The 26,066-nt window shown below is 68.1% G+C and carries 27 protein-coding genes; 12 read left to right on the forward strand and 15 right to left on the reverse strand.

Annotation, left to right across the window (positions count from 1 at the left end; genetic code table 11):
• Positions 1-53: 53 nt before the first annotated feature.
• The 3 genes from AC5Y39_RS07820 to AC5Y39_RS07830 form a co-directional block, all read right to left on the reverse strand.
• Positions 54-887, reverse strand: a complete 834-nt coding sequence (locus AC5Y39_RS07820; RefSeq protein WP_500017075.1) for an alpha/beta hydrolase — start codon at positions 885-887, stop codon at positions 54-56.
• A gap of 117 nt (positions 888-1,004) precedes the next feature.
• Complete coding sequence (locus AC5Y39_RS07825) at positions 1,005-1,664, reverse strand: sterol desaturase family protein (RefSeq protein WP_500016707.1); 660 nt, start codon at positions 1,662-1,664, stop codon at positions 1,005-1,007.
• Positions 1,661-2,383: a FadR/GntR family transcriptional regulator gene (locus AC5Y39_RS07830; RefSeq protein WP_500016705.1), complete on the reverse strand. Its 723-nt coding sequence runs from the start codon at positions 2,381-2,383 to the stop codon at positions 1,661-1,663. Before AC5Y39_RS07830 ends, AC5Y39_RS07825 begins: the two co-directional genes overlap by 4 nt.
• 132 nt (positions 2,384-2,515) lie before the next feature.
• On the opposite strand from AC5Y39_RS07830, the gene AC5Y39_RS07835 reads away from it, so the two are divergent.
• From AC5Y39_RS07835 to AC5Y39_RS07845, 3 genes are all read left to right on the forward strand, one after another.
• Positions 2,516-3,775 carry a DUF7159 family protein gene (locus tag AC5Y39_RS07835; RefSeq protein ID WP_500016703.1) on the forward strand — a complete coding sequence of 420 codons (1,260 nt, stop codon included), beginning with the start codon at positions 2,516-2,518 and terminating at the stop codon, positions 3,773-3,775.
• Between the two features lie 62 nt (positions 3,776-3,837).
• Positions 3,838-5,535: an ABC transporter ATP-binding protein/permease gene (locus AC5Y39_RS07840; protein WP_500016701.1), complete on the forward strand. Its 1,698-nt coding sequence runs from the start codon at positions 3,838-3,840 to the stop codon at positions 5,533-5,535.
• 65 nt (positions 5,536-5,600) lie between these two features.
• Complete coding sequence (locus AC5Y39_RS07845) at positions 5,601-7,172, forward strand: HD domain-containing phosphohydrolase (protein ID WP_500016700.1); 1,572 nt, start codon at positions 5,601-5,603, stop codon at positions 7,170-7,172.
• Positions 7,173-7,179: 7 nt separating this feature from the next.
• Here the strand turns inward: AC5Y39_RS07845 and AC5Y39_RS07850 are convergent, their stop codons facing one another.
• The 4 genes from AC5Y39_RS07850 to AC5Y39_RS07865 form a co-directional block, all read right to left on the reverse strand.
• Positions 7,180-8,445: a cytochrome P450 gene (locus AC5Y39_RS07850; RefSeq protein WP_500016698.1), complete on the reverse strand. Its 1,266-nt coding sequence runs from the start codon at positions 8,443-8,445 to the stop codon at positions 7,180-7,182.
• Between the two features lie 99 nt (positions 8,446-8,544).
• The gene (locus AC5Y39_RS07855) at positions 8,545-9,045 is read right to left on the reverse strand and encodes a hypothetical protein (RefSeq protein WP_500016696.1); all 501 of its coding nucleotides are present in this window, start codon (positions 9,043-9,045) and stop codon (positions 8,545-8,547) included.
• Positions 9,046-9,159: 114 nt separating this feature from the next.
• The gene (locus AC5Y39_RS07860) at positions 9,160-9,489 is read right to left on the reverse strand and encodes a hypothetical protein (protein ID WP_500016695.1); all 330 of its coding nucleotides are present in this window, start codon (positions 9,487-9,489) and stop codon (positions 9,160-9,162) included.
• Positions 9,490-9,609: 120 nt separating this feature from the next.
• On the reverse strand, positions 9,610-10,740 hold the full coding sequence (locus tag AC5Y39_RS07865; RefSeq protein ID WP_500016694.1) for a nitronate monooxygenase: 1,131 nt from the start codon (positions 10,738-10,740) through the stop codon (positions 9,610-9,612).
• Positions 10,741-10,991: 251 nt separating this feature from the next.
• On the opposite strand from AC5Y39_RS07865, the gene AC5Y39_RS07870 reads away from it, so the two are divergent.
• Entirely contained in the window at positions 10,992-11,540 is a 549-nt protein-coding gene (locus AC5Y39_RS07870) for a hypothetical protein (RefSeq protein ID WP_500016692.1), read from the forward strand.
• Positions 11,541-11,603: 63 nt separating this feature from the next.
• The gene (locus AC5Y39_RS07875; RefSeq protein WP_500016691.1) at positions 11,604-13,088 is read left to right on the forward strand and encodes an amidase; all 1,485 of its coding nucleotides are present in this window, start codon (positions 11,604-11,606) and stop codon (positions 13,086-13,088) included.
• 3 nt (positions 13,089-13,091) lie between these two features.
• Here AC5Y39_RS07875 and AC5Y39_RS07880 read toward each other — a convergent pair whose 3' ends face one another.
• A complete protein-coding gene (locus AC5Y39_RS07880) occupies positions 13,092-13,757 on the reverse strand; it encodes an O-methyltransferase (protein ID WP_500016689.1) in 666 nt (221 codons plus the stop codon).
• Between the two features lie 39 nt (positions 13,758-13,796).
• The gene (locus AC5Y39_RS07885) at positions 13,797-14,609 is read right to left on the reverse strand and encodes an HAD family hydrolase (RefSeq protein ID WP_500016687.1); all 813 of its coding nucleotides are present in this window, start codon (positions 14,607-14,609) and stop codon (positions 13,797-13,799) included.
• Positions 14,610-14,651: 42 nt separating this feature from the next.
• Between AC5Y39_RS07885 and AC5Y39_RS07890 the strand changes: the two genes are divergently transcribed.
• From AC5Y39_RS07890 to AC5Y39_RS07905, 4 genes are all read left to right on the forward strand, one after another.
• Entirely contained in the window at positions 14,652-15,749 is a 1,098-nt protein-coding gene (locus tag AC5Y39_RS07890; RefSeq protein WP_500016685.1) for an NAD(P)H-dependent amine dehydrogenase family protein, read from the forward strand.
• 16 nt (positions 15,750-15,765) lie between these two features.
• A complete protein-coding gene (locus AC5Y39_RS07895) occupies positions 15,766-16,506 on the forward strand; it encodes a glucose 1-dehydrogenase (RefSeq protein WP_500016683.1) in 741 nt (246 codons plus the stop codon).
• A gap of 129 nt (positions 16,507-16,635) precedes the next feature.
• Positions 16,636-17,328 (forward strand): 2OG-Fe dioxygenase family protein, encoded by a 693-nt coding sequence (locus AC5Y39_RS07900; protein ID WP_500016681.1) that lies wholly within the window; start codon positions 16,636-16,638, stop codon positions 17,326-17,328.
• A 66-nt stretch (positions 17,329-17,394) separates the two neighbouring features.
• A complete protein-coding gene (locus AC5Y39_RS07905; protein ID WP_500016679.1) occupies positions 17,395-17,874 on the forward strand; it encodes an MSMEG_6728 family protein in 480 nt (159 codons plus the stop codon).
• A gap of 28 nt (positions 17,875-17,902) precedes the next feature.
• On the opposite strand, the gene AC5Y39_RS07910 is transcribed toward AC5Y39_RS07905, so the two are convergent.
• Positions 17,903-19,354 carry a peptide MFS transporter gene (locus AC5Y39_RS07910; protein ID WP_500016677.1) on the reverse strand — a complete coding sequence of 484 codons (1,452 nt, stop codon included), beginning with the start codon at positions 19,352-19,354 and terminating at the stop codon, positions 17,903-17,905.
• Between the two features lie 92 nt (positions 19,355-19,446).
• Between AC5Y39_RS07910 and AC5Y39_RS07915 the strand changes: the two genes are divergently transcribed.
• Together AC5Y39_RS07915 and AC5Y39_RS07920 are read left to right on the forward strand one after the other, a co-directional pair.
• On the forward strand, positions 19,447-19,878 hold the full coding sequence (locus AC5Y39_RS07915; RefSeq protein WP_500016675.1) for a type II toxin-antitoxin system Rv0910 family toxin: 432 nt from the start codon (positions 19,447-19,449) through the stop codon (positions 19,876-19,878).
• Positions 19,879-19,955: 77 nt separating this feature from the next.
• A complete protein-coding gene (locus AC5Y39_RS07920) occupies positions 19,956-21,248 on the forward strand; it encodes a competence/damage-inducible protein A (protein ID WP_500016673.1) in 1,293 nt (430 codons plus the stop codon).
• Here AC5Y39_RS07920 and AC5Y39_RS07925 read toward each other — a convergent pair.
• Together AC5Y39_RS07925 and AC5Y39_RS07930 are read right to left on the reverse strand one after the other, a co-directional pair.
• Positions 21,226-22,161 (reverse strand): alpha/beta fold hydrolase, encoded by a 936-nt coding sequence (locus tag AC5Y39_RS07925; protein ID WP_500016671.1) that lies wholly within the window; start codon positions 22,159-22,161, stop codon positions 21,226-21,228. The genes AC5Y39_RS07920 and AC5Y39_RS07925 overlap by 23 nt on opposite strands.
• Positions 22,162-22,187: 26 nt before the next feature.
• A complete protein-coding gene (locus AC5Y39_RS07930; protein ID WP_500016669.1) occupies positions 22,188-22,685 on the reverse strand; it encodes a glutathione peroxidase in 498 nt (165 codons plus the stop codon).
• A gap of 45 nt (positions 22,686-22,730) precedes the next feature.
• Between AC5Y39_RS07930 and AC5Y39_RS07935 the strand changes: the two genes are divergently transcribed.
• The gene (locus AC5Y39_RS07935; protein WP_500016667.1) at positions 22,731-23,558 is read left to right on the forward strand and encodes an alpha/beta fold hydrolase; all 828 of its coding nucleotides are present in this window, start codon (positions 22,731-22,733) and stop codon (positions 23,556-23,558) included.
• A gap of 9 nt (positions 23,559-23,567) precedes the next feature.
• Here AC5Y39_RS07935 and AC5Y39_RS07940 read toward each other — a convergent pair whose 3' ends face one another.
• The 3 genes from AC5Y39_RS07940 to AC5Y39_RS07950 all read right to left on the reverse strand — a co-directional run bounded on the left by AC5Y39_RS07940 (position 23,568) and on the right by AC5Y39_RS07950 (position 26,015).
• Entirely contained in the window at positions 23,568-24,710 is a 1,143-nt protein-coding gene (locus AC5Y39_RS07940; protein ID WP_500016665.1) for an alkaline phosphatase family protein, read from the reverse strand.
• The gene (locus AC5Y39_RS07945) at positions 24,707-25,381 is read right to left on the reverse strand and encodes an alpha/beta hydrolase (protein ID WP_500016663.1); all 675 of its coding nucleotides are present in this window, start codon (positions 25,379-25,381) and stop codon (positions 24,707-24,709) included. The genes AC5Y39_RS07940 and AC5Y39_RS07945 overlap by 4 nt, the downstream gene beginning before the upstream one ends.
• 73 nt (positions 25,382-25,454) lie before the next feature.
• Positions 25,455-26,015, reverse strand: a complete 561-nt coding sequence (locus AC5Y39_RS07950; RefSeq protein WP_500017073.1) for an Rv1352/Rv1906c domain-containing protein — start codon at positions 26,013-26,015, stop codon at positions 25,455-25,457.
• Positions 26,016-26,066 lie beyond the last annotated feature (51 nt).

Raw genomic sequence — 26,066 nt, forward strand, 5'->3', positions numbered from 1 at the left:
ACGCGAAGCTGCAAGCGCCCGGGAGGTGAACGGGCACGTCGCCTAGGCGATGACTATGTCGCCAGCCAGGCCAATTCGTCGGGAAGTTGCCCGCGCCAGAACGACGCGTCGTGGCCACCGGGGGAGAAGCTGCCCGCGACCGGGCGGCGCAGCTGCGCGACGAACTGGCGGGCGGCGGCATAGAACCGGTCTGACACACCGCAGTCGACCCGGATCGGAATCGATGCGAGGGCAGGCTGACCGAACACCGTGTTGCGTTGCCAGTCGCTGTAGCTGTCGAATGCCCCGTCGTCGGTGGCCATGTAGGACGTCCACAGCGCAGGACTCACCGCGCAGATTCCCGCGGTTCGGGCAGGACCGAGGCGGGCGCCCAGCAGCAGCGCGCCGTAGCCGCCCATCGACCATCCGAGAAACCCGACCCGTGACGTGTCGAGGCCTTGTGTGGCCAGCATCGGCAGCAGCTCGGTGAGCACCATCGCGCCGGAGTCCGCACCGGTGGCGCGCCTGTGCCAGTACGTATTGCCGCCGTCGACGCTGACCACGGCGAACGGCGGCAGGCCGGCACTCACCACTCGCGCGAGCCCGTCGGCCACGCCCAGGTCCATCACGCTGGCCGCGTCGCCGTCGCGGCCGTGCAGCGCGATGACCGGCCGAAGCGGTTGCGTCTGACCGGGGGGCCGCGCGATCGCCCATTTCGTTTCGACGCCGCCCCGGGCCGCCGAAAGGAAGGAGCCGGTGAGATAGGTAGGGGCCGCGGCTGCCGCCGGCGCGGGTTCACCTCGAGCAACGGCCGGTCCCAACAGGTTTGCCAGCGCGTAGGTTCCTGCGGCCAGTCCCGCGGCATGCAAGGCCGCTCGACGTGTCACCGGCGCCATGCGGGCAATCATGGCAGCGCGAAGCGATGCATCTTGAAACATGCTGGCACCGAACCGATCACAGTACGGTCACCGGTGCGCCTAAAGCGCTGAATGGGGCCGCACAATCGCGCGGTGTGCGCGCAAAGATCAGGCGGGTAACCGGTCGGCGTGCAGGTTCTTCGCCGTGGGCGAGGTAGCCACGGTGGCCGGGTCCGGAGACGTGCGTAGCACGCGGTCGGCCGTGCCCGCGCTGGTGACGGTGAACCAGTAGTGCTCGTTTTTGAAGTGGTGCAACCGGTGGTGACGCCAGATAGCCCGGTACACATTGGTTTTGGGCTTGTAGTCACTGTGGATCAGATAATGCGTCCACTCGTAGGCCAGCCCGAGCACGGTGAGGAAGACCAGGAAGCTCAACCCCAGTGCCAAGCGCGGGAACGCCAGCACCGCAATCGCGACTGCCAACGGCAGCACCCATAGCAGCGACTGCCACGGGATGAACACCAGCGGCACATCGCGGGGATCGACGTGGTGTTCGCGGTGCTTGCGCGCCAGCAACGAGTCCAGAGTGACTGCGCCGACCCGTCGCGGCCGCCAATGCAGGATGCCCACGTGAACGATCCACTCGAAGAAGGGGAAGACCGCAAGCATTACCACCGGAACCAGAGCGTCGGTGATGCGCCAGTCACCGACGGCGGCCCGTGCGGCGCCCGCGGCGAGCAGGGCGGCGGTAATCATCAGCGGCGATGGGTGTTTCCAGAACTCCCGCGCGGCGTCAGTGAGCGTGAATCTGCGGCGCGTGCGCGTCATCGTTGCTTCTCCAAGCTGTCCAGCGCGTCGAGCAGCGCGGTGGTCGCGGGCTCGAGCAGGTCACGCGCGGCGCGCACTGCACGTTTTGAGTCGCCTGCGGTAATGGCATCGGCCAGTCGCCGATACAGGTCGGGTCGGCCGACTTCGGCCTGCATCACCGTCGCGAGCGCACCCAGCGCTGGCTCGTAGGCAGCGCGCAAAGTGTTGTACATCAACCGGAACACGATGGACTCGGCGCCGTCCACGACGTGATCCCAGAACGCCAACGCGCACCGCTGACGCTCGACCGGATCCGTCTCATCCTCGATCCGGCGAACCGAATCCTCAAGTGACATAGCCAATTTCGAACCACCACGGAGAGCAGCCAGCTCCGCAACCTTGGGTCCGTTGTGCAGCCGGGTTTCGAGAATGCTTCGCGCGACGGCAACGTCGAGCTCACCCCCACGCATCAGCAAGCTGGGCAGAAGATCCAGGCCGGCATGGCGGTTGAAGTCGCGAATCGTCGTCGAATCGCCTTGGCGAACCTCGACGAGACCGGCTGCCGAAAGCCGTTTGAGTGCCTCCCGCACCGCGGGCCGGGACACCCCGAGCACCTCGGCAAGGCGGCGCTCGCTCGGCAGCGCCTGCCCAGGCTGCATCTCACCGCTGAGCACGTCGGCGACGATCTGATGGAACACATCCTCTGGTACCGAGCGGCGGTTCACCGGCTGAAGGGCCATGTCCGCCAGCTTTGTCGACACTCGGCCAGACGTCAAGTGGTCAGACCAGTTCGGGACAGGGCGGTGCGAAGGTTCACAGAGAGACTTGGGTAGGCTCGGCCGACGTAACTGGACGACCGACCTTGTCTAGGCGTGTCGAACATCGGCGGCGCCGGACATGAGGAGTGCGAACTGGATACGGTACTCGGACTCTCGATGACCCCGACCGCGGTCGGCCTGGTGCTGGTCGAAGGCGAAGACGCCGACGGCGAAATCATGGACCACGACGCGTTCGACGTCCCGACCCGACGAGGGGCCGCGGCGATCAGCACCTCCGAATACGTCGCCGGCGCGATGTCTCTGACCGCGGCCATGGCCGGCGGTCATCGCCCGCATGCCATCGGCGTGACGTTCAGCGATGACTCCGAGGTGCACGCCTGCCTGCTGTTGAAGTCACTGTCAGAAGCCGGATTCGACAACGTCGTCGCAGTGCCCTGCGCGGAGGCCGGCGAGGCCCTGGCCCGCGGGATCGGCCGCACCGCAGGCTACGACGAGACCGCGGTCTGCCTGCTCGAGCTGCAGTCCGTGGTGGTGTCCGTGGTCGACACCTATGACGGCGCGGTGCAAACCATCTCGCATCGCGCTCATGACACCGATGCGGAGCTGATCGACTGGCTGATCCGCGTCTTCGACGTGACCGACTGGCACCCCGAATGCCTGGTGCTCGTCGGCCCCGACAGCGAACTCCCAACGCTGGCAACGCAACTCGAGCTCGCCCTCGATCTCCCAGTGTTCGCGCCACCCGAGGCTGACCTTGCGCTTGCCCGCGGTGCCGCGCTCGCCTCCGCGCAGCCGCCGGAGGTGCAGTTCGACGACGAAGCCTCGCCTCGGGCAAGAATCCGACGGTCCTGGCCACTGCCGCACACCGCGGCGCTGGCCATGCTGGGCATCGGGCTGCTGACGTTCATCGTGTCGATCTCCGTGGCTGCCGGCTTGCGGCTGACGTCGAACAGCGACACCACCGCACCCGCGCAGCGGCCGTCGGCCAATCCGCCCGCGGCGGCGCCGACGGTGCGCCCACCCGCAATGCCGCCTGTCGTGATGCCGTCACCGGCCGTAGCCGCGCTGCCACCAGAGCCCAGCGCAGTCGCGCCGGCCGAACCGTCGTCGGTCTCCCACGAGGTGGCGGCGACGGCGCCCGATGAGACAACAGATGGCGCAGGCACCACGGCGGGCGAGGACGTCCCGCCGGTTTTCGGTCCGCCGCCGCCGGCGCCCGACGCGCCGCCACCGACGGAGTCGGCGGAGAAGCCGCCTCTGCTCACCCGGATCCTCTCGCACATCCCTGGCTTGCACGGCGATCCCCAGCCGGCCCCCGCCCCGGTCCCACCGCCGGCTCCGCCCTCGCCCTGACAGCAGACAGTTGAGGCAGATGCCTCAAGCGCGCAAGCAGCAACCGGCGCGAGCATCGGCCCATGACCACTTCAGCAGCACCGATCAAGCACACCTTCGACCAGCAAGCGCCGCGCGGCGGACGCGTCGACGCCGTTGCCGTCACCCGCCATGTCGGCAGACATCAGATCCTCCAGCCGCTTTCGCTGACAGTGGGGGAGGGCGAGCTGGTCGCCATCGCCGGGGGCAGCGGCGCCGGGAAGACCACACTGCTGGAAGTTCTCGCGGGATTGCAGCCGCCGTCTTCCGGCCAGGTCCGACACGACGACGGTGTGCTGGCGACGGCGACCGACCGCAGCATCGGCTACGTGCCTCAGGACGACATCATCCACCTGGAGATGCCGTTGCGGCGGACGCTGCGCTACGCAGCCCGGCTGCGGTTGCCGGCCGGCACTTCGGCGGCCGAGGCCGACCGGGTGGTCGAGGAGACGATGAAGGAACTCGACCTGACCGATCGGGCCGACGTGCCGGTGCGGTCGCTGTCAGGCGGCCAACGCAAGCGGGCCAGCATCGCGGTGGAGCTGCTGACCCGGCCAAGCCTGTTCTTCCTCGACGAACCGACCTCGGGGCTCGACCCGTCGACGGCCGCCGACGTGATGCGGCTGCTGCGCCGGCTCAGCCGGCACGGCGTCACCGTCGTCTTGACGACGCATGAGCCGGCCGGCATCGACGTGTGTGACCGGGTGGTGTTCCTGGCACGCGACGGCCATCTGGCCTTCAGCGGCAGTCCCGCAGAAGCTCGGCGGTACTTCGGCGTGGGTGACCTCGCACACGTCTACGACAGGCTGGCCGAGCACACACCCGAGACATGGGCGCACCGGTTCGCGGCACACCAGGCCGTCCGACCGGCAGCCGGTGCTCAGCCACCCGTGCCGGACCCGCGTGCGCAGGTCAACCGCACCGGCGCGATGCGGCAATGGTGGCTGCTGACCCGGCGCAATGTCGACGTCCTGGTCCGCAACCGGCTGACCCTCGCGATCCTTCTCGGCTCACCGGTGCTGGTCACCGCGATGATGGCGACACTGTTCAGACCCGGCACCTTCGACCCGCACACCGCAGCTGACGTCGGCCCTGCCCAGATCGCATTCTGGATCGCCTTCGACGGGTTCTTCTTCGGCCTGACCTACGGTCTGCTGCAGATCGTCGGGGAGATGGCCGTGTTCCGGCGGGAACGCCTGGCCGGGCTGAGCGTGGCGGCGTACGTCGCCTCCAAGGTCACCGCGCTGCTTCCGGTTCTGGCCGCAGTAAGCGCCGTGCTGCTCGGTGCATTGCGGCTGCTCGGCCGGCTGCCCGCGGCGGGATGGGACGTCTACGCGGTGCTGTTCGTGACGGTCGTGGTCGAGGCGACCTCCGCCCTGGCGCTCGGCCTGCTCGCGTCGGCTGCGGTTTCCAACGCCGCGCAGGCCGCGCTCGCGCTGCCGATGCTGTGCTTCCCTCAGGTGTTGTTCGGCGGCGCGATCGTGCCCGTCGACCAAATGGCCGCCCCCGGGCGGTTGATGAGCTACGGGCTGGCCAACCGCCACGCGTTCGAGGCGCTGGGCCGCGAGCTGGATCTCGACCGGTACATCCCGGCACTGCCGGCCATGTCCGCCTACCGCGACAGCTTTCACGGCGGCACAGGTCCGAGTCTGATTGCACTCGCCACATTCGCCGTCGCGCTCATGCTCGCGACGATGTGGTTGCTGCAGCGCCGGTCCCGGCCGGGCTCCGCCCGGCGATGACGCCAACCCTTGCGGTTGCGGTTCAGAGCGCCCCGCCCACGATCGATCTGCGCCAGAATCGGCAGATGACCTCGCCGGCCGGGCGCTCACCCGAGTTACCCACCCGCGCCGAACTGCTCGCCGCGCTGTCGGTGGCGATCGATCTCGGTCTCGGGCAGCCGGCCGAGCACATGCTGCGGTCCGCGCTCATTGCGACGCGAATCGCCGACCGCCTGGGCCTGCCTCGAAGCGAGCGCGACACGATCTACTACGCGACGTTGATCATGTGGATCGGCTGCCACGCCGATTCCCACGAATACGCACGCTGGTTCGGCGACGACATCGCCGTGCGCCACGACGCATATTTGGTGGACTGGTCGGGCTTACCGTACTGGAACTTCGTGCTGCGCAATGTCGCTCGGGGAGAGCCGCTGATCCGTCGGCTCACCGTCATGGCCGCGCTCGTGCGCAACGCCCGCGGCCATCTCTCCGAATTGATCCATTCGCACTGCATGTCGGCGGGACTGCTGGCCGAGCGGTTGGGCGTCGGTCCCGAAGTGCAAGCGGCGCTTGCGTTTACGTTCGAGCGTTACGACGGCGGCGGCCTGCCCGGCGGTGTGCGAGGTGACCAGATCCCCATCGCGATCCGGGTTGCACAGCTGGCCGACATGGCCGAGGTGCACCAGCGCAGCTACGGAACCGAAGGCGCGGTCGCGATGGCACAGAGCCGCCGCGGCGGCCAATTCGACCCCCAGGTGGTCGACGTGTTCGTGGGCGATGCGCACCGCATTCTCAGCGGTCCGCCGGCCGGGGACGTCTGGCGTGCGGCGCTGCGGGAGGCGCCGGATCGCCGCCAACGGCTCGACGCGCGGACCCTCGACGGTCTGTTGTCCGCGCTGGGTGACTTCGTCGACCTGAAATGCCCGTTCACAGTTGGTCATTCGGGAGCGGTGGCGCGGCTCGCCGCGGATGCGGGGCACGCAGTCGGCCTCGATGCCGACACCGTGGCGTTGATCAAGCGTGCCGGCCACGTCCACGATCTCGGCCGGATCGGGATCTCGAACCACATCTGGTCCAAGCCCGGACCGCTGACTTCCGCGGAATTCGAACGCGTCCGGTTGCACCCGTACCTGACCGTGCGGATCCTCAGCCAGGTGCCGGGCCTGCGCCACGAGGCGCAGCTGGCCGGCAATCACCACGAGCGACTCGATAGCTCCGGCTATCCGCGCGGGCTCGGCGGGGCAGCGTTGACCATGCCGGATCGTCTTCTGGCGACTGCGGTGTGTTATCAGTCGGCTCGTGAGCCGCGGCCGTATCGAGAGCAACTCGGCCCGGACGCGGCCGGGCGGCGGTTACGAGAACGCCTGCGCGACGGTGCATTTGACCCGGTGGCCGTCGATGCGGTGCTGCACGCGGCCGGCCTGAAATCGCAGCGGCCCAACCCGCGACCGCACGGTTTGACGCCGCGCGAGATTCAGGTGCTCACTTTGGTGGCGCGAGGTGCATCCGACAGGCAGATCGCGGCGGCGCTGGTGATCAGCCAGAAAACCGCACGCAACCACGTCGAGCGGATCTACAGCAAGATCGGCGTGTCCAACCGGATCGGCGCGAGCATGTACGCGCTGCATCACGGGTTGATCGCGAACGCGAACGCTTAGCGGCCGATCAGACTTGGGCCGCAGCGGTTTTACCGGTGTAGTCGACTTGCCAGTGCTTGATGCCGTTGAGCCAGCCGGACCGCAGCCGCTCGGGCTTGGAGATGGGCTTGAGGTCGGGCATGTGGTCCGCGATTGCGTTGAACATCAGATCGATGGTCATCCGGGCCAGGTTGGCGCCGATGCAATAGTGCGCGCCGGTGCCACCGAAGCCCACGTGCGGGTTGGGATCGCGCAGGATGTTGAAGGTGTAGGGGTCGTCGAAGACGTCTTCGTCGAAGTTGGCCGACCGGTAGAACATCACCACCCGCTGGCCCTTCTTGATCTTCACGCCGCCCAGTTCGGTGTCCTCGAGCGCGGTGCGCTGAAATGACGTGACGGGCGTGGCCCACCGGACGATTTCGTCGACCGCCGTGGCCGGGCGCTTTTGTTTGAACAGCTCCCACTGGTCGGGGAAGTCGGTGAACGCCATCATGCCCTGAGTGATCGAGTTGCGGGTCGTCTCGTTGCCCGCCACGGCCAACAGGATGACGAAGAAACCCAGTTCGTCGTCGGAAAGCTTGTGCCCTTCGACGTCGGCCTGCACCAACTTGGTGACCAGGTCTTCGCCCGGTTTGTCCGCGCGTTCGGCGGCCAGTTGCATGCCGTAGCTGATGAGTTCGACCGATGCCGTCACGGCGTCGTTGTTGGCGAATTCCGGGTCCATGTCGCCCACCATCTCGTTGGACCAGTGGAACAGCTTCATCCGGTCTTCCTGCGGCACGCCCATCAGCCCGGCGATGGCCTGCAGCGGCAGCTCGCAGGACACCTGCTCGACGAAGTCGCCACGGCCTTCCGCCGCTGCGGTCTTGACGATGTTCTGGGCCCGTTCGCTCAGTTCTTCGCGCAGCCGTTCGACCGCGCGAGGGGTGAACGCGCGGGAGATGATGTGGCGTAGGTGGGTGTGATGCGGTGCGTCCATGTTGAGCAGCACGAACTTTCCGCGGTCGATCTGGTCGCCGACGGCGCCGTCCTGGTAGCGCGGCAACGCGGTCTTCTTCTCACTGGAGAACACGTCACTGCGTCGCGAAATCTCTTTGACGTCTTTGTGTTTGGTCACCACCCAGAAGCCGCCGTCGTCGAACCCGCCCTTGCCGATCGGCTGCTCGTTCCACCAGATCGGCGCGGTGCGGCGCATTTCCGCGAGTTCTTCGACGGGCAGGCGCTCGGCATAGATGTCGGGATCGGTGAAGTCGAATCCGGGCGGGAGGTTCGGTGTCGGCCCCGCATTACCCATGACGCACATCCTCGCTACTCGTGTGACGCTTATCGCATTGCTACACCACGATCAGGGGTCTCGTCACGGCCTTGAGGCAAGGTGGCAGAGGCTGTCGGCTCAGCGACCCCGTGGCTCGCGGAATTCGACCACCGATTCCCGGCGGATGACGGTGTCACCCTGGCTGATCACCAACTGCTGTGAGGACAGCGAATAGGTGACGCCGTCATTGCGTGCGACGAACTCACGCTCGGCGGTGTTTTGAGCGGCCACATTCAGCGCTGCGCCGTCGGTGAGCCGGACCGCACGGTACTGGTCGTCGCCATGCTGATCGGAGCAGATCGCCACGAGGGAGCCCTGAGTACGCGCGAAGGCGACGCCGGTCCACGGGCCGTCGCATCGGGCAGGGCTGTTGAGGAACCCCCTGGCGTCAGACGGATACGGCGAATCCGCCTGCGGTACTTCAGATTTCGGTAACGTCGGCGCGGCGGAAGAGGGCAGCGGACGAGCCGTCCATGACTTCTTCACCACTGCGTTCACGAATGCCAACGTGGCCACCAGCGCCGCGACTGCGGCCAGCAGCAACAGCGTCGACACCACGCGAGACCGCCAGCGACGCACCTAGCATTCCCTCCGCGTATGTGGGTTCCTGCGGCCGTGAAGCCTTTACCGATACGTGGATACCGCGTGGGTGTGCGCGTTCGATCACGAACACGACACGAGTTGGTGCCGGTCTCAGACGCAGCCGCTCACGCTGATCCGCCGCCCGACGTTCGCGCACACATTGACGTCCGGTGCGGGTGGCGGCGGAGGCGGGGGTGGAGCGGCGTAGTCCGGCGGCGGTTCGTCCTCAGGCATCGGCGCGTAGTACGACGGCGGCGGGACGAAGTCCGCGACGGTGTCAGCGATGTTGGCGCACCCGCTGACCGAGACTCGCCGGCTCACGCTGGCACAGACGTCGGCCCCCGCCACTGCGGGAGAAGTGACCACGATTGCGCCCGGAATCGCTGCAGCGCCCAAGACGGCGGCGACGGCGGTTTTCCATGAGCGGTTCCACCACGCCATCGCAACTCCTCACCCGCACCACACCGGAAGCCGGAGTATATCGGGATCGGCCCGCAGGTAGAGCGCTTTCGGATGATGCCGCCAACTTCGTTGCGGCACAACCGAATCAGATGACTGCGCTCAGACTGCTGCTGCCTCGTTGAGCTCGTTGAGCCTGTTCGTCGCCTCGAGGTATTCCCGCACCCACCGCTCGATCACCGCCGAGGTCTTCTCGACCTTTGTGAACTGTCCGACAACTTGCCCGACTGGGTTGAATGCGACGTCTACGGTCTCGTTGGGGTACTTGTGGGTGGCGGCGACGGCCATGCCGGACACCATGAACTGCAACGGCATGCCGAGCGGCTTGGGGTTTTCCGGCTTCTCCCACGCCTCGGTCCAGTCGTTGCGCAACATCCGGGCCGGCTTGCCGGTGAACGAGCGGCTGCGGACGGTGTCGCGGCTGGTGGCCTTCGCGTAGGCGGCCTGCTGGACCGGCGTGTTCTCGGCTTCCTCCACCATCAGCCACTGCGAACCGGTCCACGCGCCCTGCGCGCCCAGCGCCAGTGCGGCCGCGATCTGCTGGCCGCTGCCGATGCCGCCGGCCGCGAGCACCGGAAGCGGGGCAACCTCCTTGACCACCTGCGGCCACAGCACGATTGATCCCACTTCACCGCAGTGGCCACCGGCCTCGCCGCCTTGCGCGATGATGATGTCGACGCCCGCGTCGGCGTGCTTGCGGGCCTGCGACGGCGAGCCGCACAGCGCGGCGACCTTGCGGCCCTCGTCGTGGATGTGCTTGATCATGTCGGCGGGGGGAGTGCCGAGCGCGTTGGCGATCAACGTCATCTTCGGGTGCCGCAGCGCGACCTCGACCTGCGGCGTCGCGGTGGCCTCGGTCCAGCCCAGCAGCCGCAGCGCGTCCTCGTCGCTGTGGTCGGTCGGCACCCCGTGGTCCTCGAGGATCTTCTTCGCGAAGTCGATGTGCTCCTGCGGCACCATCGACTGCAGCATCTTGGTGAGCTCTTCGGCCGACAGGTTGGCATCCATGCCCTCGTACTTGTTGGGGATCACGATGTCGACGCCGTAGGTGTGCTCGCCGATGTGCTCGTCGATCCAGTTGAGCTCGATCTCGAGTTGTTCGGGCGTGAAACCGACAGCACCGAGCACGCCGAAGCCGCCCGCTTTGCTCACCGCGACGACCACGTCGCGACAGTGCGTGAATGCGAATATCGGAAATTCGATGCCCAACTCGTCACAGATGGCGGTGTGCATTACCTGCTCCTTTGGCCGCGGCCGGCGAACTGAAACGTGTTCTAGTTTAGTACCCGGCCGCACTCATGTCGCCAGTAGGGGCGCACCTCGGCCGTCGTTAGCGCCGCACCAGGCCGACGGACCGCTCCCATAACCGCCGCGCGTCGGCCTCATATCGGTTCGGTAATGGTCACAGGTGTCACTTGAGCACCATCAGTAACACACCTAGCTTCGGGTCAGGTCTTGACGTCAAAAGGAATAGGGAAAAACACATGGCACGGATCGGCACTCGCACCGCCACCATCGCAGCAGCAGCCGGAGGATTCCTCGCGGCGTTCGTTGCGTTCAGTCCAACCGCCGCGGCCGATCCGGCCCCGGCAGCACCCGGAGTTCCCGGGATCGACATGATGTCGCAGCTCGCCAACGCCCCGGCGATGGCGTCGCAGTTCCTGCAGAGCGCGGCCTCCATGCTGTCCCCGAAGCCGGCCACCCCCCAGCCGAGCATCAGCCAACCGGCCTCCGCCCCCACGCCGGGAGCGCCGACCGCCAGCGCGTCGCTCACTCTGCCGCAGCAGCCGGCGGCGCCGATCTCGGCACCCATGAACTCGCTCGTCGGCACCGTGCCGCAGGGTCAGCTCAACATGCCGGCCAACCTTCCGGTGGCGCCGCTGCTCAACCAGCTCGGCCTGCCCGGCAACCTGAACGGGCTCGGGATGCCGAACATGGGCGCCAACCCCGGCGCATCCGTCGCGGCTCCCGCACCGGCGCCGGGCGCCCCTGCGCTGCCGCCGAACCTCAACCCGTTCTCGGCTCTGCCCTGATCCGCACGCTGCACGCCCGCCAATTTGGCGGGCGTGCAGTGCGTTTGCGCTAGGTTCGCCCACGTGGAGGAGCGAGAGTACACGCAGCTCGACGGGTTGGGTCTGGCGTCACTGGTCGCGGCCGGCGACATCCAGCCGGGGGAGCTCCTGGAAGTTGCCCGAGCGCGGGCAGACCGATTCAACCCGAAGATCAACGCCATCTGCACGCGTCTGGATCAGCGGGCGCAGCAGCGCGCGAGCGGACCACTGCAGGGTCCGTTCGCCGGCGTGCCGTTCCTGATCAAAGACCTGCGCCAAGACCTCGCCGGCACGACGACGACCGACGGCTGCCGCGCGCTGGCCAACCGCACGGTGTTCGACACCAGCACGGTGGTGCAGCGCTGGCTCGACGCGGGGCTTTTGATCTTCGGCAAGACCACCACCCCGGAGTTCGGCGCGAAGGGGGTCACCGAGGCCGAACTGTTCGGCCCGACCCGCAATCCGTGGGACCTGAACCGCACCCCGGGCGGCTCGTCGGGCGGGTCCGCGGCAGCGGTCGCCGCGGGCATCGTCCCGGTCGCCGGCGCCAGCGACGGCGGCGGCTCGATCCGCATTCCCGCCGCCTGCACCGGGCTGGTCGGCCTGAAAGCCGGTCGCGGGCTGATCCCGCACGGCCCCAATGCCAGCGATCCGCTCAACGGACAGGCCACCCACGGGGTGATCTCACGGTCGGTACGCGACACCGCCGCGATGCTCGACGTGCTGGCCGGGCCCGACGCGGTGTCGGCCTTCGCGCCCGCCATGCCCGAGCGCCCGTTCCTCGACGACCTCGATCGCCCGCCTGAGCAGCTGCGGGTCGGATTCACCACCCACTCGGTGATTCGCGGCTCGGCCCACCCGGAAGCCGTGCGCGCCGTGGAACGCGCGGCGCATCTGCTCACCGAGCTCGGACACCACGTCGAAGAGGTCAGCCCCGCATGGGATGACAGCCAGCTCGCCCGCGACTTCTTGACCGTCTGGTTCGTCAACCAGGCGATCGAGGTGGCCCGGATCAAACGCGACACCGGTGCCGGCGATGACGGCTTCGAACAGGACACCAGGGTGATGGCCGCGCTGGGTCGCGCGGTCAGCAGCGTCGAACTGCAACAGGCACAGGAGCGCCGCCACCAGCACATCGCCGGTCTGGCGCAGCTGCACAACACCCACGATCTGCTGATGACACCAACCCTGGGCGAGCCGCCGATCCGCATCGGCGCCCTGAATCTGCCCGCCGTGCTGCGCACGATGGCCGACGCATTGCTGCGCACCAGAACCGTGCGGGTTCTGCAGATGACCGGCATTGCCGACCAGATCATCCAGCGCAACTTGGGCTGGGTCCCGTACACGCAACTGGCCAACATCACCGGGCGCCCGGCTATCAGCCTGCCGCTGTACTGGACGGGTGCGGGGCTGCCACTGGGCGTGCAGTTCGTGGCACCGCTGGGCGGAGAGCGGCTGTTGCTGCGGCTGGCTCGCCAGCTCGAGCTCGCCGCTCCGTGGGCGCAGCGGCGCCCCGCGCAGTTCGCCTAGCCGCTAAGTACTTGCGCGACAGCTGATTTCCATGCTGTCGACGTCGCGGGCGCGGAAGCCGACGCTCACGTAACCGTGGGCCGGATCGCGCACGTAATTCAGATACGGCTTGGTGTCGGCCATGTCGGTGTTGTCGGCGACAATCAACGCTCCCGGCGACAAGAGTGGTTCGAGAAGTTCGAGCACCGGCAGGTACATCTCTTTCCACCCGTCGAGCAACACGAACTCCACCGACCCCGTCAGCGTGCGCAGCGTTGCCAGCGCATCACCTTCGAGCACGGTGATCACGTCGTCCAATCCCGTCTCGGCGAATGTCCTCTTGGCGGCGGCCACCTTTGCGGCACTGAGTTCTGTGGTGACGACGCGGCCGTGGCCGTTGTCGCGCACCGCCGAAGCCAGGTGGATCGCCGAAATGCCGAGCGACATGCCGAATTCGACGACGGTGCCGGGCCGCGCGGCACGCACCAGCGCATAGAGCAGCCGTCCCGCCTCGGGTGTCACGGGCATGTAGATGTCGCTGAGCGCGTCAGCGCGCTGCTGGGGGCTCGCCGCGTCCAACTGCTGCCATTCGGTGTGCCGTTGGCGCAGCATCTCCGACTGCTGGGCGGCCTCGCGGTACATGCGGTCGAGCGCGTGCGCGACCTTGGGGTCATCGAGCGTGTTCGTCACACGCTCGAGACTAGAGCTCGGGACGCGTGCCGGCCGCTCTCACCGACTGCGCGTGGTGGCGCTGAGCGCGTACCGCATCAGCGCCGCCCAGCCGAGGCTGACCACCGCGCGCAGGGACCGCGCGCGCGAGCGTCCCCCGGCGCCGGTGACATGTAGCACCGGCCATCCCCGCTGCGCCGCCGTCGCGGCAAGCCTGGGGCGCGGATTGACCGGGCGGGGGTGTCCCACCAGCGACATCAGCGCAATGTCCTCGTCGCCGTCGGCGTAGAAGTAACTGTGTTGCAGCTCAATACCTTTCGCGTCGCACAGCTGCTGCACCGCGGCGGCCTTCTGCTCACCCCACACCACCGGCCTGACGATTCCGCCCGTCAGCGCGCCGCGCTCGTCGACCTCGAAGTGGTTGCATACCACCGACGTGATGCCCAGATACCGCGCGACCGGCAAGGCGTGGATGGTCAGGGCCGACGAACTCATCACCACGGCGTGGCCTCGATCTTGGTGCGCCGCAACGATGTCGCGCATATGCGGGTAGACCCGTGCGGCGACGTGGCGGGCGAACAGTTGCTCGCCGAGTTCGTCGAGCTCGTCGATCAGCTCGCCGCGCAGGTAACCCGCCGCCCGGACCAGCAGACGCTCGAACTGCATCCGGCCGAATCGGTATCGCAGCGATGCCTCGAGGATGCCCAGCACTTCGCCGATCCGGGCCTGGCCGCGGCGGATGCGATCACTGGCGTGAACGGTCGCCGTGAAGCCAGAGACAAGAGTGCCGTCGAGGTCGAAGAACGCACCGACGCGCGGGCCGTCCGGGCTTGCGGCGATCTGCGCAACCGGGTCTGACAACCGAACATCCACTACTAGCACGGTAGCCGCTGCCGGCTTGTTACGGTGCCGGGCATGGCCATCCGCGTCGCACACATCGGAACCGGAAACGTCGGGCGTCTGGCGCTCACCGGGATCCTCACCAATCCTGCGCTGGAACTGACCGGGCTGTGGGTGTCGTCGGATGCGAAGGTCGGCAAGGACGCCGGTGAACTGGCCGGCCTGGACGCCGCCACCGGCATCAAGGCGACCACCGACCTCGACGCGGTGCTCGCCGACAAGCCGGACTGCGCGGTGTACTGCGCGATGGGCGACAACCGGCTGCCGCAGGCGATGGAGGACGTGCGGCGCATCCTCGCGGCCGGGATCAACGTCGTCGGCTCGGCGCCGGTGGTGATGCAGTACCCGTGGCAGGTCATGCCGGACCAGTACATCAAGCCACTGGAAGACGCTGCGCTGCAGAACAATTCGAGCTTGTTCATCAACGGCGTCGACCCGGGATTCGTCACCGACCTCATCCCGCTTGCGTTCGCCCAGACCTGCCAGCGCATCGAGCAGGTGCGCTGCATGGAGATCGCCGACTACGCCACCTATGACGGCGCCATCGTCATGTTCGACGTGATGGGTTTCGGCAAACCCCTCGACGACGTCCCGATCCTGTTCCAGCCCGGCGTGCTGTCCAGGGCGTGGGGCTGCGGCATCCGTCAGCTGGCCGCAGGCCTGGGCGTCGAGATCGACGAGATCACCGACTCGTGCATCCGGGAGCCGGCGCCTGAGGCGTTCGACATCGCGGCCGGGCACATCGCCAAGGGCACGGTCGCCGCGCTGCGCTTCGAAATCCGCGGAATGGTCGGCGGGCGACCGGCAATCGTCGTCGAACACGTCACCCGGCTACGCGAGGACCTGCGTCCGGACTGGCCGCAGCCCGCGCAGCCCGGCGGCTCCTACCGGGTGGAGATCGCCGGCGAGCCCTCCTACAAAGTCGACATCTGCCCGTCGAGCACGCGCGGCGACCACAACCACGCCGCGATCGTCGCCGCGGCGGGCCGAATCGTGAACGCGATCCCCGCGGTGGTCGCCGCACCGCCCGGCATCAGGACGACGCTGGACCTGCCGCTCGTCACGGGCAAGGCGGTGTTCTCCGACCGAATTGCAACAGGTTCTATTTCCTGAGGTACCGTGACGCGTCATGGGACGCGTGGACGACAAGGTTGCACTGATCAGCGGCGGCGCGCGGGGCATGGGCGCGACGCACGCACGGATGCTGGTGGGCGAAGGCGCCAAGGTGGTGATCGGCGACATCCTCGACGACGAAGGCAAGGCGCTGGCCGACGAGCTCGGCGATGCAGCACGCTACGTCCACCTCGACGTCACCGACCCCGAGCAGTGGAAGTCTGCGGTGTCCACGGCGGTCGAAGAGTTCGGCAAGCTCAACGTGCTCGTCAACAATGCGGGCACGGTCGCGTTGGGCCCGCTCAAGACCCACGATCTCAAGAAGTGGCAGCAGGTGCTCGACGTCAACCTCACCGGCACGTTCCTGGGCATGCAAGCCGCCGTCGAGCCGATGGAAAACGCCGGTGGCGGCTCCATCATCAACATCTCCTCGATCGAGGGCCTGCGCGGCGCGCCCTGGGTGCACGGCTACGTCGCGTCGAAGTGGGGAGTGCGCGGGCTGACCAAATCCGCGGCGCTCGAGCTGGCCCCGCAGAAGATCCGCGTGAACTCGATCCATCCCGGGTTCATCCGCACGCCGATGACCAAGCACTTGCCCGACGACATGGTGCAGGCCCCGCTGGGCAGGCCCGGCACACCAGAAGAGGTGTCGACGTTCGTCGTCTTCCTGGCCAGCGACGAGTCGTCGTTCGCCACGGGCGCCGAGTTCGTCATGGACGGCGGCCTGGTCGCCGATGTGCCGCACAAGCAGTTCTGACCCGCCCCCGGTCCCCCGCGAGGGTGCGTGTCTGCCCACCGACACGCCGGCGACGGCTGTACAGGTGTGCACGCTCGCGGCGCCCGTGGTGAGCGTTTAACCGCATCGACAGGCAGGTATCACTGCGCCATGGCAGACCTCACCTCGACGGGCGTGGCGTTGATGACGCCGGCGGAGGTCAACGCACGCATCGGCGCCGACGACGGGGCGTGGGCCGCGTTCGGCCGGCATTGGGACGAACTGGCGCCCGACCGCTATGCCGCCGAACTCGGCACGCAGCGGCTTCGGCGCTACGGCCACTTCAGGTTTCGCGACGGCACCGCAGAGCTGTTGCCGCACAGCACTTTCGTGCAGCCCGACGACTCCAACCCCCTCTACGTCGACCACGACCGGTGGTTCGAACCGCTGACCGACGCGTTCGCGAAGGATCCGCTGCTGCACGCGGTGCTGAACATGTTGCGAGAGTTGGCAACCACTCTCGAAGACCGCGCGGAGTGGAGCGTGAAAGTGACGCCGTTCCGGGTGCTCGCGACGGCGGACGACGAGGGTCAGCCGACGCCCGAGGGCTTGCACCGTGACGGCGTGATCCTGGTGACGTCATTGCTCATCTGCCGGCGCAACGCGATCGGTGGCGAGAGCTTGGTCTACGACGCCGCCGGCAATCACCTTCTGACAACCACGCTTTCACAACCAGGCACGCTGCTTCTGGGCGACGATCGCCGAACGGTCCACGGTGTCACGCCGATCCGGCCGATCGACGCGGGCCAGCCCGCGCAGCGCGACGTGCTGGTGATCACGTTTGCGCCGGCGTCCGATCGATGAGGCCGGCGGTTACCCCGGCCAGCGCACGGGGGTGTGACGCGCCGGAGGCCGGGGTATCCGCGGCCGGTGCAGACGTTCCTGCCATATCCCGGTTTCGACGACAGCGCGCATGTGCTCGACCAGCGACGGCTGGGTAAGCAGCGCGTCGAAACGATCCAGGTGCTGCGCGCGCTGACAGTGCCGGGATATGGGTGGCGTCATCATCCGGCCGCGGCGATGTGGGCCGGCTACGAAGAGGCGCTGGTTCGCTACGGCCTGACAGTCTGCGACGTCTGGTGTCAGCGTGGTCACGGCGACACGTGTGCGGCCACTCTCGCCGCCGACCTGCGGGAGGCGACCGGTCTTGCCGCGGTTCGCAGCCAGGACGAGCTGAGCGCTGCCGGCGAACTGCCGCCCTGGCTGGGCGATCCGGCATTCCACCGAAGCCACCAGTCGGCCCTGCTGCGCAAGGATCCCGCGCACTATCGGCGCTTCTTCGGCGACGTCGCGTCGGACCTGCCGTATGTGTGGCCGGGATCCGACCGGAAACGCCGAATACCGGTGTGATCGTGCACCCGTGCAGCGCAGAAACAGCTCAGTGCACACCTTCCATGCGCCGGCTCACCCACGGTGTCATCGCAAAGACCGCCACGCCGGCCGCCACGGCGACCGCCCCGATGATGCCGAAGTAGGCGAACTCGTGCGCGGAGCTGTAGTAGCGCGCCAGCACCCCGGACATCGACGTGCCCATGCCGACAGAAAGGAAGAACAGCGCCATCATCTGTGCTCGAAACGCTTGAGGCGCAAGCTTTGTCGTGACGGAGAGGCCGATCGGCGAGATCAGCAGCTCTGACACCGCGAACACCGCCATGATCGCCGTTATGAGGAGGGCCGGTACAGCCTTGCCCGACGAGCCGGCCGGCACGAGAAACAGCAAGAACGCCAACCCCATCCCGATCACGCCGTAGGCGAATTTGCGCGGGGTGGTGGGCGCGCGGGCGCCCAGTCGGGTCCAAATGGCCGCGAAAACAGGCGACAGCAAGATCACCCACACGGGTTCGATCGAGCCAATCCAATTCGACGGCGCGGTCCAGCCGAAGATCGACCAGTTGATCCGTTCGTCGGAATACACCGCCAACACGGTGAAGATCTGTTGGAAGAGCGACCAGAACACCACGTTGGCCACGAACAGCGGAATGAAAGCCCGGACCCGCGAGCGCTCGGTCGGTCCGACACGCGAGCTGGTCAGCATCGTCACGAAATATGCCGCCGACGCCGCGACGATCACCCCGGTGGTCACTTGCGACAGGTTCGACAACCGCACCAGCCCAGTCAGCAGCACCACCGCCAGTGCCGCTCCAGTGACACCGACAACGCCGACCACGGGGCCAATTGCACTGCGTGGCAAGGGGTTCGGTACGACCCGGCCGTGACTGCCCAGGTTCCGGCGGAACACCAGATACTGCGTGAGGCCCGCCGCCATCCCGACGGCGGCGGCCCCGAAGCCGTAATGAAAGCCGACGTGAGTCTGCAACAGACCAGTGATCAGCGGTCCGACGAACGCTCCGAGGTTGACCCCGAGGTAGAACAGCGTGAAACCGCCGTCGGCGCGGGCGTCGCCTTTCTCGTAGAGTGTGCCCAGCAGCGAGGAGGCGTTGGCTTTCAGCGCACCAGAACCGAACGCCACCAAGACCAATCCCGTTGCGACGCCAGTCAATCCGGGCACAACCGCGAGCGCGATGTGTCCAGCCATCACCACGACGCCGCCGTAGAACACCGTGCGTTCCATCCCGAGCAGCCGATCGGCGATCCAGCCGCCTAAGACCGTCGACAGATACACCAGTCCGCCGTAGGCACCGACGATTCCCGTCGCCGTGTCCTTCGGCAGCCCCAACCCGCCGGCGGTCACCGAGTAGTACAGGTAATAGCCCAAGATCGTCAGCATCCCGTAGAACGAAAAGCGTTCCCACAGTTCGACTCCGAACAGGTTGGCCAGCCCGATCGGGTGACCGAACAGTGTCCGTTCGCGACGCTCGGCGACCGTCATCGTGCGAACCGCCGTTCGGTGTGGTTGCGGGCAACCCGATACAGTCGTGGTGCCTGCGTCACTGCCACAGGCTATCCCGGTAGCATCCCGAGGTGGCCAAACTGGAGTTATCCCGCGAGCTGTCGCTGACCCCGGAGCAGGCGTGGGAACATGCGTCGAACTTGTCCGAACTCGGCGACTGGCTGGTGATGCACGAGGGCTGGCGCAGCGAGTTGCCGGACGAACTCACTGTCGGCACCACAATCGTCGGCGTCGCCCGCGCCAAGGGATTGCGCAACCGCGTCACGTGGACGATTCAGAAGATCGAGCCGCCTGCCTTGCTCGAAATCACCGGCAACGGCGTGGGTGGCACCAAGTACGCGTTGACCATGACCGTGTCGGAGACCCCATCCGGGTGTTCGTTCAAGGTGAGGATCGACCTCGGCGGAAAACCGTTGTTCGGACCGATCGGTGCGGCGGCGGCGCGCGCGGTCAGAGGCGACATCGAGCGCTCGATACAGCGATTCGAAGACCTGTACGGCTGACGCAGCGCCCACTTTCTGCGCTGCGGCCGTGTGGATCCACGATCATCGCCCCATTCGCACGCGGGTACGTTTGTCCGGTGACCGCTCGCGCAGGAATCGTCGTCACGGGCACCGAGGTTCTGACCGGTCGGGTGCAGGACCGCAACGGGCCGTGGATCGCCGACCGGCTGCTGGAACTGGGCGTCGAGCTTGCCCACATCACCATCTGCGGTGACCGCGCCGCCGACATCGAGGCGCAGCTGCGCTTTCTGGCCGACGAGCGTGTGGACCTGATCGTCACCAGCGGGGGACTGGGTCCCACGGCCGACGACATGACCGTCGCGACGGTGGCCCGCTTCTGCGGCCGGGAGCTGGTGCTCGACGAAGCGCTGGAGCAAAAGATCACTGACATTCTCAAGCGGCTGATGGCGCGCTTCGACAATGTCGACCTCGAGGCGGTCCGAGCCGCGAACCGCAAGCAGGCTCTGATACCGGCCGGATCGCACGTGATCGACCCAGTGGGAACGGCGCCCGGGGTCGTGGTCCCCGGCACGCCGACGATCGTCGTGCTGCCCGGCCCGCCGCGCGAGCTTCAGCCCATGTGGCCCAAAGCCGTTGCGACGGAAGCGGTTCAGCACGCGCTCGCCGGCCGGACGGTGTACCGGCAGGAAACGGTGCGAATGTTCGGGCTGCCCGAGTCGGCGCTCGCCGAGACCCTGCGCGAGGCCGAACACAAGGTGGCCGGCTTCGACAGGCTCGAGATCACCACCTGCCTGCGGCGCGGCGAAATCGAAATGGTCACCCGCTACGAGCCCGACGCCGCGTCGGTGTACGGCGAGCTGATGGAGATGTTGAGAAGCCACCACGGCCGCGAGATCTTCTCCGAAGACGGCTCTCAGGTGGACGACCAGGTGGCCGAACTGCTCACCGGGCGCCGGATCGCGACGGCGGAATCATGCACGGCAGGCCTGATGGCCGCCCGGCTCACCGAGCGCGCCGGGTCCTCGGACTACGTGGCGGGCGGGGTGGTGGCCTATGCGAACGAGGCCAAGGCCGACGTGCTCGGGGTTGACCCCCGGCTGATCGAGACTCACGGCGCGGTGTCGGAGCCTGTGGCGCACGCGATGGCGCAGGGTGCGCTGCGGCGCTTCGGCGCCGACACCGCGATCGCCATCACCGGGATCGCCGGACCCGGCGGGGGATCCCCCGAAAAGCCGGTTGGCACAGTGTGTTTCAGTGTGATGCTGGCGGAGGGCCCTACGGTGACGCGGACCCTTCGACTGCCGGGCAACCGCTCAGACGTCCGCGAACGGTCGACCACGGTCGCGATGCACCTGCTGCGCCGCGCGCTGCTCGACCGCTCGCCGGTCAGGTCCGCGACAGGTGGGTGAGGCTGGACTGGTCGCGGTCCCACACCTCGAGCATCGTGCGCAGAATCTCTTCAGCCCGGCCTAGGCCGCCGAGGTGGCTCTCGCCCGGCATCGGATAGAACTGGGCGTCGGGCAGCCGGCTCACCACGTGCTGCCCGTGGGAGAACGGGATGATGTGGTCGGCGTCGCCGTGCCACCAGCGCACGGGGACCTTGACCTCCTCCAGCCGGAATCCCCAGTCGCGGGCGAACACCACGATGTCGTAGAACGGCGCGGCGAGCTGCTTGCGGCTGCCGTTGAGCAGGTCGTCGAGAAACATCGCCTTGATCTCGGGCCGGGCCAGCAGCCGCCGGTCCGCAGGCGGCGACATCAGGCCGTAGATATCGGCCGCCGGCCCCGCGACGGGGCGGATCAGCCGAATGAGCGCGCTTGCGGTCAACCGGACCGGGCCACCCGCCACCTCCAGCAGCGGAGCGACGCGGGAGCCCAGCGCCATCAGGCCGCCGCCGATCCGATCGGGCCCAGTCGTCGGCGCGACACCGCCGACCACACCGGCGACCACTACGCGCTCCGGCATCGCAGCGGCGCACGCCAGCGTGTACGGGCCACCGCCGGAAAGGCCGACGACGGCCATCTTGTCGATGCCGAGCGTGTCGGCGATCGTGCGCATGTCGTCGGCGAACTGGGCGACCGTCTCGTACTGATAGGGCGTCGACGAGCCGATGCCCGGCCGGTCGAGGCCGATCAGCCGGATGTTCTCGCGCTCCGCGAAGACCCGGGCTTCGGTGGGTATCTGCCGTCGCGCGCCCGGTGTGCCGTGCAGCCAGAAGATCGCACGTCCTTGCGGGGCGCCGAACTCCGCGAATCCGATCTGGCGATCTTCGCCAACCGCGATGTTGCCTTCGAGCTTCGGCCGAGCGATTGCGACAACCATGCCCCGAGTGTCGCATGCGCTGTGTGCTACCCAGGCAGGACTGCCTCGATCGCGGCGATCACCTCGGGAGCGTCCGGCTCGGTGCGCGGCCGGAACCGGTTGACCACGCGGCCGCCCGGGGCGACCAGAAACTTCTCGAAATTCCACTGGACGTCGCCGGCGGTGCCGTCGGCATCCGGGGTCTTCGTCAGCTCGGCGTACAGCGGATGGCGATGCTCGCCGTTCACGTCGGTCTTCTCCAGCAGCGGGAACGTCACGCCGTAGGTGGTGGAACAGAACGTCTTGATCTCTTCGGCGCTGCCCGGTTCCTGTCCCATGAACTGATTGCAGGGCACGCCGAGCACGGTCAGGCCGCGTTCGGCGTAGTCACTGGCCAGCTTCTGCAGTGCGCTGTACTGGGGCGTCAGGCCGCATTTGGAGGCCACGTTCACCACCAGCACCGCGCGATCTGCGAACTGCGACAGCGAGATTGACTCGCCGTCGATTGTCGTGAGGGGGATGTCCTGGATCGGCGTAGCGGTCATGTGGGGAAACGTTACCGGGGCGGGTTGCGGCGTAGAGTCCGCCGGGTGGACTTCGACTTGAGCCTGCCCTCCGGGCGTATCCGGGCCCGCCGGTGGGGCGCCGAAGAAGCACCGCTGCTGCTCTGCATCCACGGCCTGTCCGCCAACCTGACCGCGTTCGGTTGGCTGGCGGAGCGGCTGGCCGGCCCGCACCGGCGGGTCGTCGCGATCGACCTGCGTGGCCGCGGGCGCAGTGAGATCACGCCGCCGGGCACCTACGGAGTGGAAAGCCACGCCCGCGACGTCTTGGCCGTCGCCGATGCGCTCGGCGTCGATGAATTCGACATCGCCGGCTGGTCGCTCGGCGCGCTGATCTCGATGCGGGTGGTCTTGCACGACCGCAGCCGGCTGCGCAGCGTGACGCTGATCGACCACGCGGGGCCGACCGACGCGGCGGCGCTGGCCCCGATCCGATCAGGGCTGGCACGCCTTGATGCCGTGGTGCCGACGCCGCAGGCGTACGTGGACGCCATTCGTGCGGCCGGGGTGATCGAGCCGTGGTCGCCGTTCTGGGACAGCTATTACACCTACGAACTCGAGCAACGCGACGACGGCTCGTGGAGTCCGTCGACATCGCGCGCCGCGGCCGAGGAGGATCTCTTCCAGCCGTGGCCGCGCGACTGGACGGAGCACTGGCGCGCCCTCACGATGCCGACAGTGCTGGTGCGTGCGATGAAGCCACTCAACGGTGCGCTCATCGTCGGAGACAACGCGGTCGACGCGCTGCGGGCGACGAACCCGGCGGTGCGCGTCGTCGAGACTCCGCAGGCCAACCACTTCACGTGCCTCGTGGACCCCTTGACAGCAGAGGCGATCGAAACGGTTCTGCGGTAACCGCAGGACTCAGCCGTAGGCGAGCAGCAGCGGAACGCGCTGCTCGGCTGCGGTCAGTGAGCCGTGCTGGCCGATCAGCGCCGACTCGGCAGGCTCGGCCGTGCGCCGGACGATCGCCGCCGAACCGCGCGCCGCGGCCACCACGTCGCCGATACGCGGGCGGACCGCGTCGGTGACTCGCGCGCCGAACCAGCCCGCGGCGATCGCCTCGTCGCGCGACACCACCCAGGCCTTCTCCGCGAGCGTCTCCCGCCACGCGGCCAGCACAGCGTCGGTGGCGCCGTCCTCGGCGTAAACGTGCCGGGCCCGCGGCTCCCCACCGATGGCCTTCACGCCGTCGAGCAGGGGTGGGCAGAGGTCGGCGTCGACGACGTCGGAGTGCTCGACAGTCACCATGCCGTGGTCGGCGACGACCGCGAGCAGCCCGCCGGGCGGCAAGCCCTCGACCACCGATTCGACGAGCCGGTCCACCTGGCGCAACTGCATCCGCCACGCTTCCGAGCCGGGACCGTACAGATGTCCGACCAGGTCGAGGTGTCCGTGGTAGCCGTAGCAGAACCCGCCACCGGCGACCGCCTCGGCCACGCGGGCAACGAGATCGCCTATCGCCAGGACGCCGACGTAGCGGCCGCCGCGCAGCACCGCGCGCGTCAGCCCCGAGTCGGTGAACTCCGCGCCGGAAACCACGCGCACGTCGACACCCGCCGACGCCGCCCGCTCGAACGTCGTCGGCATCGGCTGCACCTGCTCGGGCGGCGCATCGGCGCGCAAGTCACCGCCCCCTGGGTGACCGCGCCACCGAAGCGCGCTGATCAGCCCGGCGCCGGGCAACCGAAACGACAGGCCAACCATGCCGTGCTCGCCGGACCGGCAGCCGGTGCCCAGCGCGGCGAGCCCGGCCACCGTGGTGGACGGAAATCCCACCTGCAGCGTCGGCCCTCGCATCTCTGCAAGCACCGGCGCGTCGGCCGCGTAAGCGTCTAGGAGCTCAGCACCGAGACCGTCGATGAGCAGCACGCATGCGCCAGAGATGTTGCGGGGCAGAGAGATTCGGCTATCAAAGCCGCTCACACCCATTGCGGTCAACACCGACGGATTCACGTCGGCCAGGTGAGACTGGTCCGCGTCCGGTCGCGGCAGCTGCGCAGTCAACGCCCCAGCACCGCTGCGATCCGTGCAGCGACGTCGCCGGCCACCGCTATCGTCTCGGCGTCGTCGGCGGGGCCATAGCGGTCGGCGACGGGGTCATACCGCGCGCCGGCAATCGCGGCGTGGTCGGTGGGCAACTCGACGAGCTCGACCGGCCATTCGTGCTGCCGCAGCGTCGCTGCGAAGTCCCGGCTCGCCTGCACGGGCACCACGTCGTCGGCATTGCCGTGCAGCAGGGTGAACGGTGTCCGATGCCGGCCGGTGGGCAGGTCGGTGCCGGGCTGCTTGCCGGAGATTGGGTCGGCGGCCATGAAGGCACCGGCCAGGCAGACCGTATGGGCGAGGGACACGCCGAAGTCATCGGCGTGAAGCGTGAATCCCGCCGCGGCAGCGCCGCCCATCGACCAGCCGACGAGTGCCACGGGTTCAGCATCGTGAACACGTTCCCGCACGAAGGCGACAGATCCCAGCAGATCGGCGCGCCCGCCATCGTCGGCGTGCGAATTCCAATCCGGGACAACCACTTTCAGGCCCTGGCCAGCGATCAATTCGGCGAGCGGTCGAACCGCCTCGCGGGCGTCGGTCTGCATCCCGTGCCAGACCAGGACGGTGCCGTGCGCGGCGTCGCCGTAGAGGTCGACCAGACGGCCAGGGGCGTACTCGTCGGTGTGCATCCGCCAATTGTGCCCCAAGGGGCGGACGCGGCAACGGGCCAGCCAAAGGCCAACGCCCGCAGACGATTTCGGTCTAGCTGCCCGGTGGCCGACCAGCGCGGGCAGTGATGTCGCCGAGGATGCCCTGCAGCTGCGCGCCGGCGACAGCCGGTGGGACGGCCGCAGGCGGCGCCGCGTCCGTGAGCTGCCAGGCCTGGCAGCCGCTGGTTTTGAAGGTTTGATCGCCCTGATCGATATGAACGACTTGGGGCTTCTTGCTCAGCGCGTTGTCGATGATGCTGCCGTCAGCTCCGAGCCGCTTCCAGTAGCAAGTGCCGTTGCCGACCGGGCCGGCAGACGAGTAGTTGCCGGGCATGATGTCGGTTCCGACGGCATAGCTGCCGTCGTGGTCCATTACGGTCTTGGGACCAGCGGGTGCCTCTGGGGCTGACCCTGCCGACGGGGCTTGTGCCGCCGACGGGGCTAGTTCCGCCGGCGGTGCGGCGGCCGCCGGTGGTGCGGCGGCTGCCGACGGGGCGGCCACCGGCGGCGGTCCGGGCAGCGGGCCTGGCGGCGGACCGGGCAGCGGACCGGTCGGGTCTGCGCCCGCGAGACCAGCAGACAAGCACCACGCGACAAGCGCGGCGGCGACCATCGATGGCTTTGTCCACCCCATAACGCAACAGGGTACGCGTCGGGCCGCCTT

It is taken from the genome of Mycobacterium sp. NGS39 (assembly GCF_059812765.1).

Excerpts from the sequence above, each read along its gene's own strand:
- AC5Y39_RS07820 (WP_500017075.1), bottom strand. The coding sequence starts at position 887 with ATGATTGCCCGCATGGCGCCGGTGACACGTCGAGCGGCCTTGCATGCC.
- AC5Y39_RS07825 (WP_500016707.1), bottom strand. The coding sequence starts at position 1,664 with ATGACGCGCACGCGCCGCAGATTCACGCTCACTGACGCCGCGCGGGAG.
- AC5Y39_RS07830 (WP_500016705.1), bottom strand. The coding sequence starts at position 2,383 with ATGGCCCTTCAGCCGGTGAACCGCCGCTCGGTACCAGAGGATGTGTTC.
- AC5Y39_RS07840 (WP_500016701.1), top strand. The coding sequence starts at position 3,838 with ATGACCACTTCAGCAGCACCGATCAAGCACACCTTCGACCAGCAAGCG.
- AC5Y39_RS07845 (WP_500016700.1), top strand. The coding sequence starts at position 5,601 with ATGACCTCGCCGGCCGGGCGCTCACCCGAGTTACCCACCCGCGCCGAA.
- AC5Y39_RS07850 (WP_500016698.1), bottom strand. The coding sequence starts at position 8,445 with ATGGGTAATGCGGGGCCGACACCGAACCTCCCGCCCGGATTCGACTTC.
- AC5Y39_RS07860 (WP_500016695.1), bottom strand. The coding sequence starts at position 9,489 with ATGGCGTGGTGGAACCGCTCATGGAAAACCGCCGTCGCCGCCGTCTTG.
- AC5Y39_RS07865 (WP_500016694.1), bottom strand. The coding sequence starts at position 10,740 with ATGCACACCGCCATCTGTGACGAGTTGGGCATCGAATTTCCGATATTC.
- AC5Y39_RS07870 (WP_500016692.1), top strand. The coding sequence starts at position 10,992 with ATGGCACGGATCGGCACTCGCACCGCCACCATCGCAGCAGCAGCCGGA.
- AC5Y39_RS07890 (WP_500016685.1), top strand. The coding sequence starts at position 14,652 with ATGGCCATCCGCGTCGCACACATCGGAACCGGAAACGTCGGGCGTCTG.
- AC5Y39_RS07895 (WP_500016683.1), top strand. The coding sequence starts at position 15,766 with ATGGGACGCGTGGACGACAAGGTTGCACTGATCAGCGGCGGCGCGCGG.
- AC5Y39_RS07900 (WP_500016681.1), top strand. The coding sequence starts at position 16,636 with ATGGCAGACCTCACCTCGACGGGCGTGGCGTTGATGACGCCGGCGGAG.
- AC5Y39_RS07910 (WP_500016677.1), bottom strand. The coding sequence starts at position 19,354 with ATGACGGTCGCCGAGCGTCGCGAACGGACACTGTTCGGTCACCCGATC.
- AC5Y39_RS07925 (WP_500016671.1), bottom strand. The coding sequence starts at position 22,161 with ATGGTTGTCGCAATCGCTCGGCCGAAGCTCGAAGGCAACATCGCGGTT.
- AC5Y39_RS07930 (WP_500016669.1), bottom strand. The coding sequence starts at position 22,685 with ATGACCGCTACGCCGATCCAGGACATCCCCCTCACGACAATCGACGGC.
- AC5Y39_RS07945 (WP_500016663.1), bottom strand. The coding sequence starts at position 25,381 with ATGCACACCGACGAGTACGCCCCTGGCCGTCTGGTCGACCTCTACGGC.
- AC5Y39_RS07950 (WP_500017073.1), bottom strand. The coding sequence starts at position 26,015 with ATGGTCGCCGCCGCGCTTGTCGCGTGGTGCTTGTCTGCTGGTCTCGCG.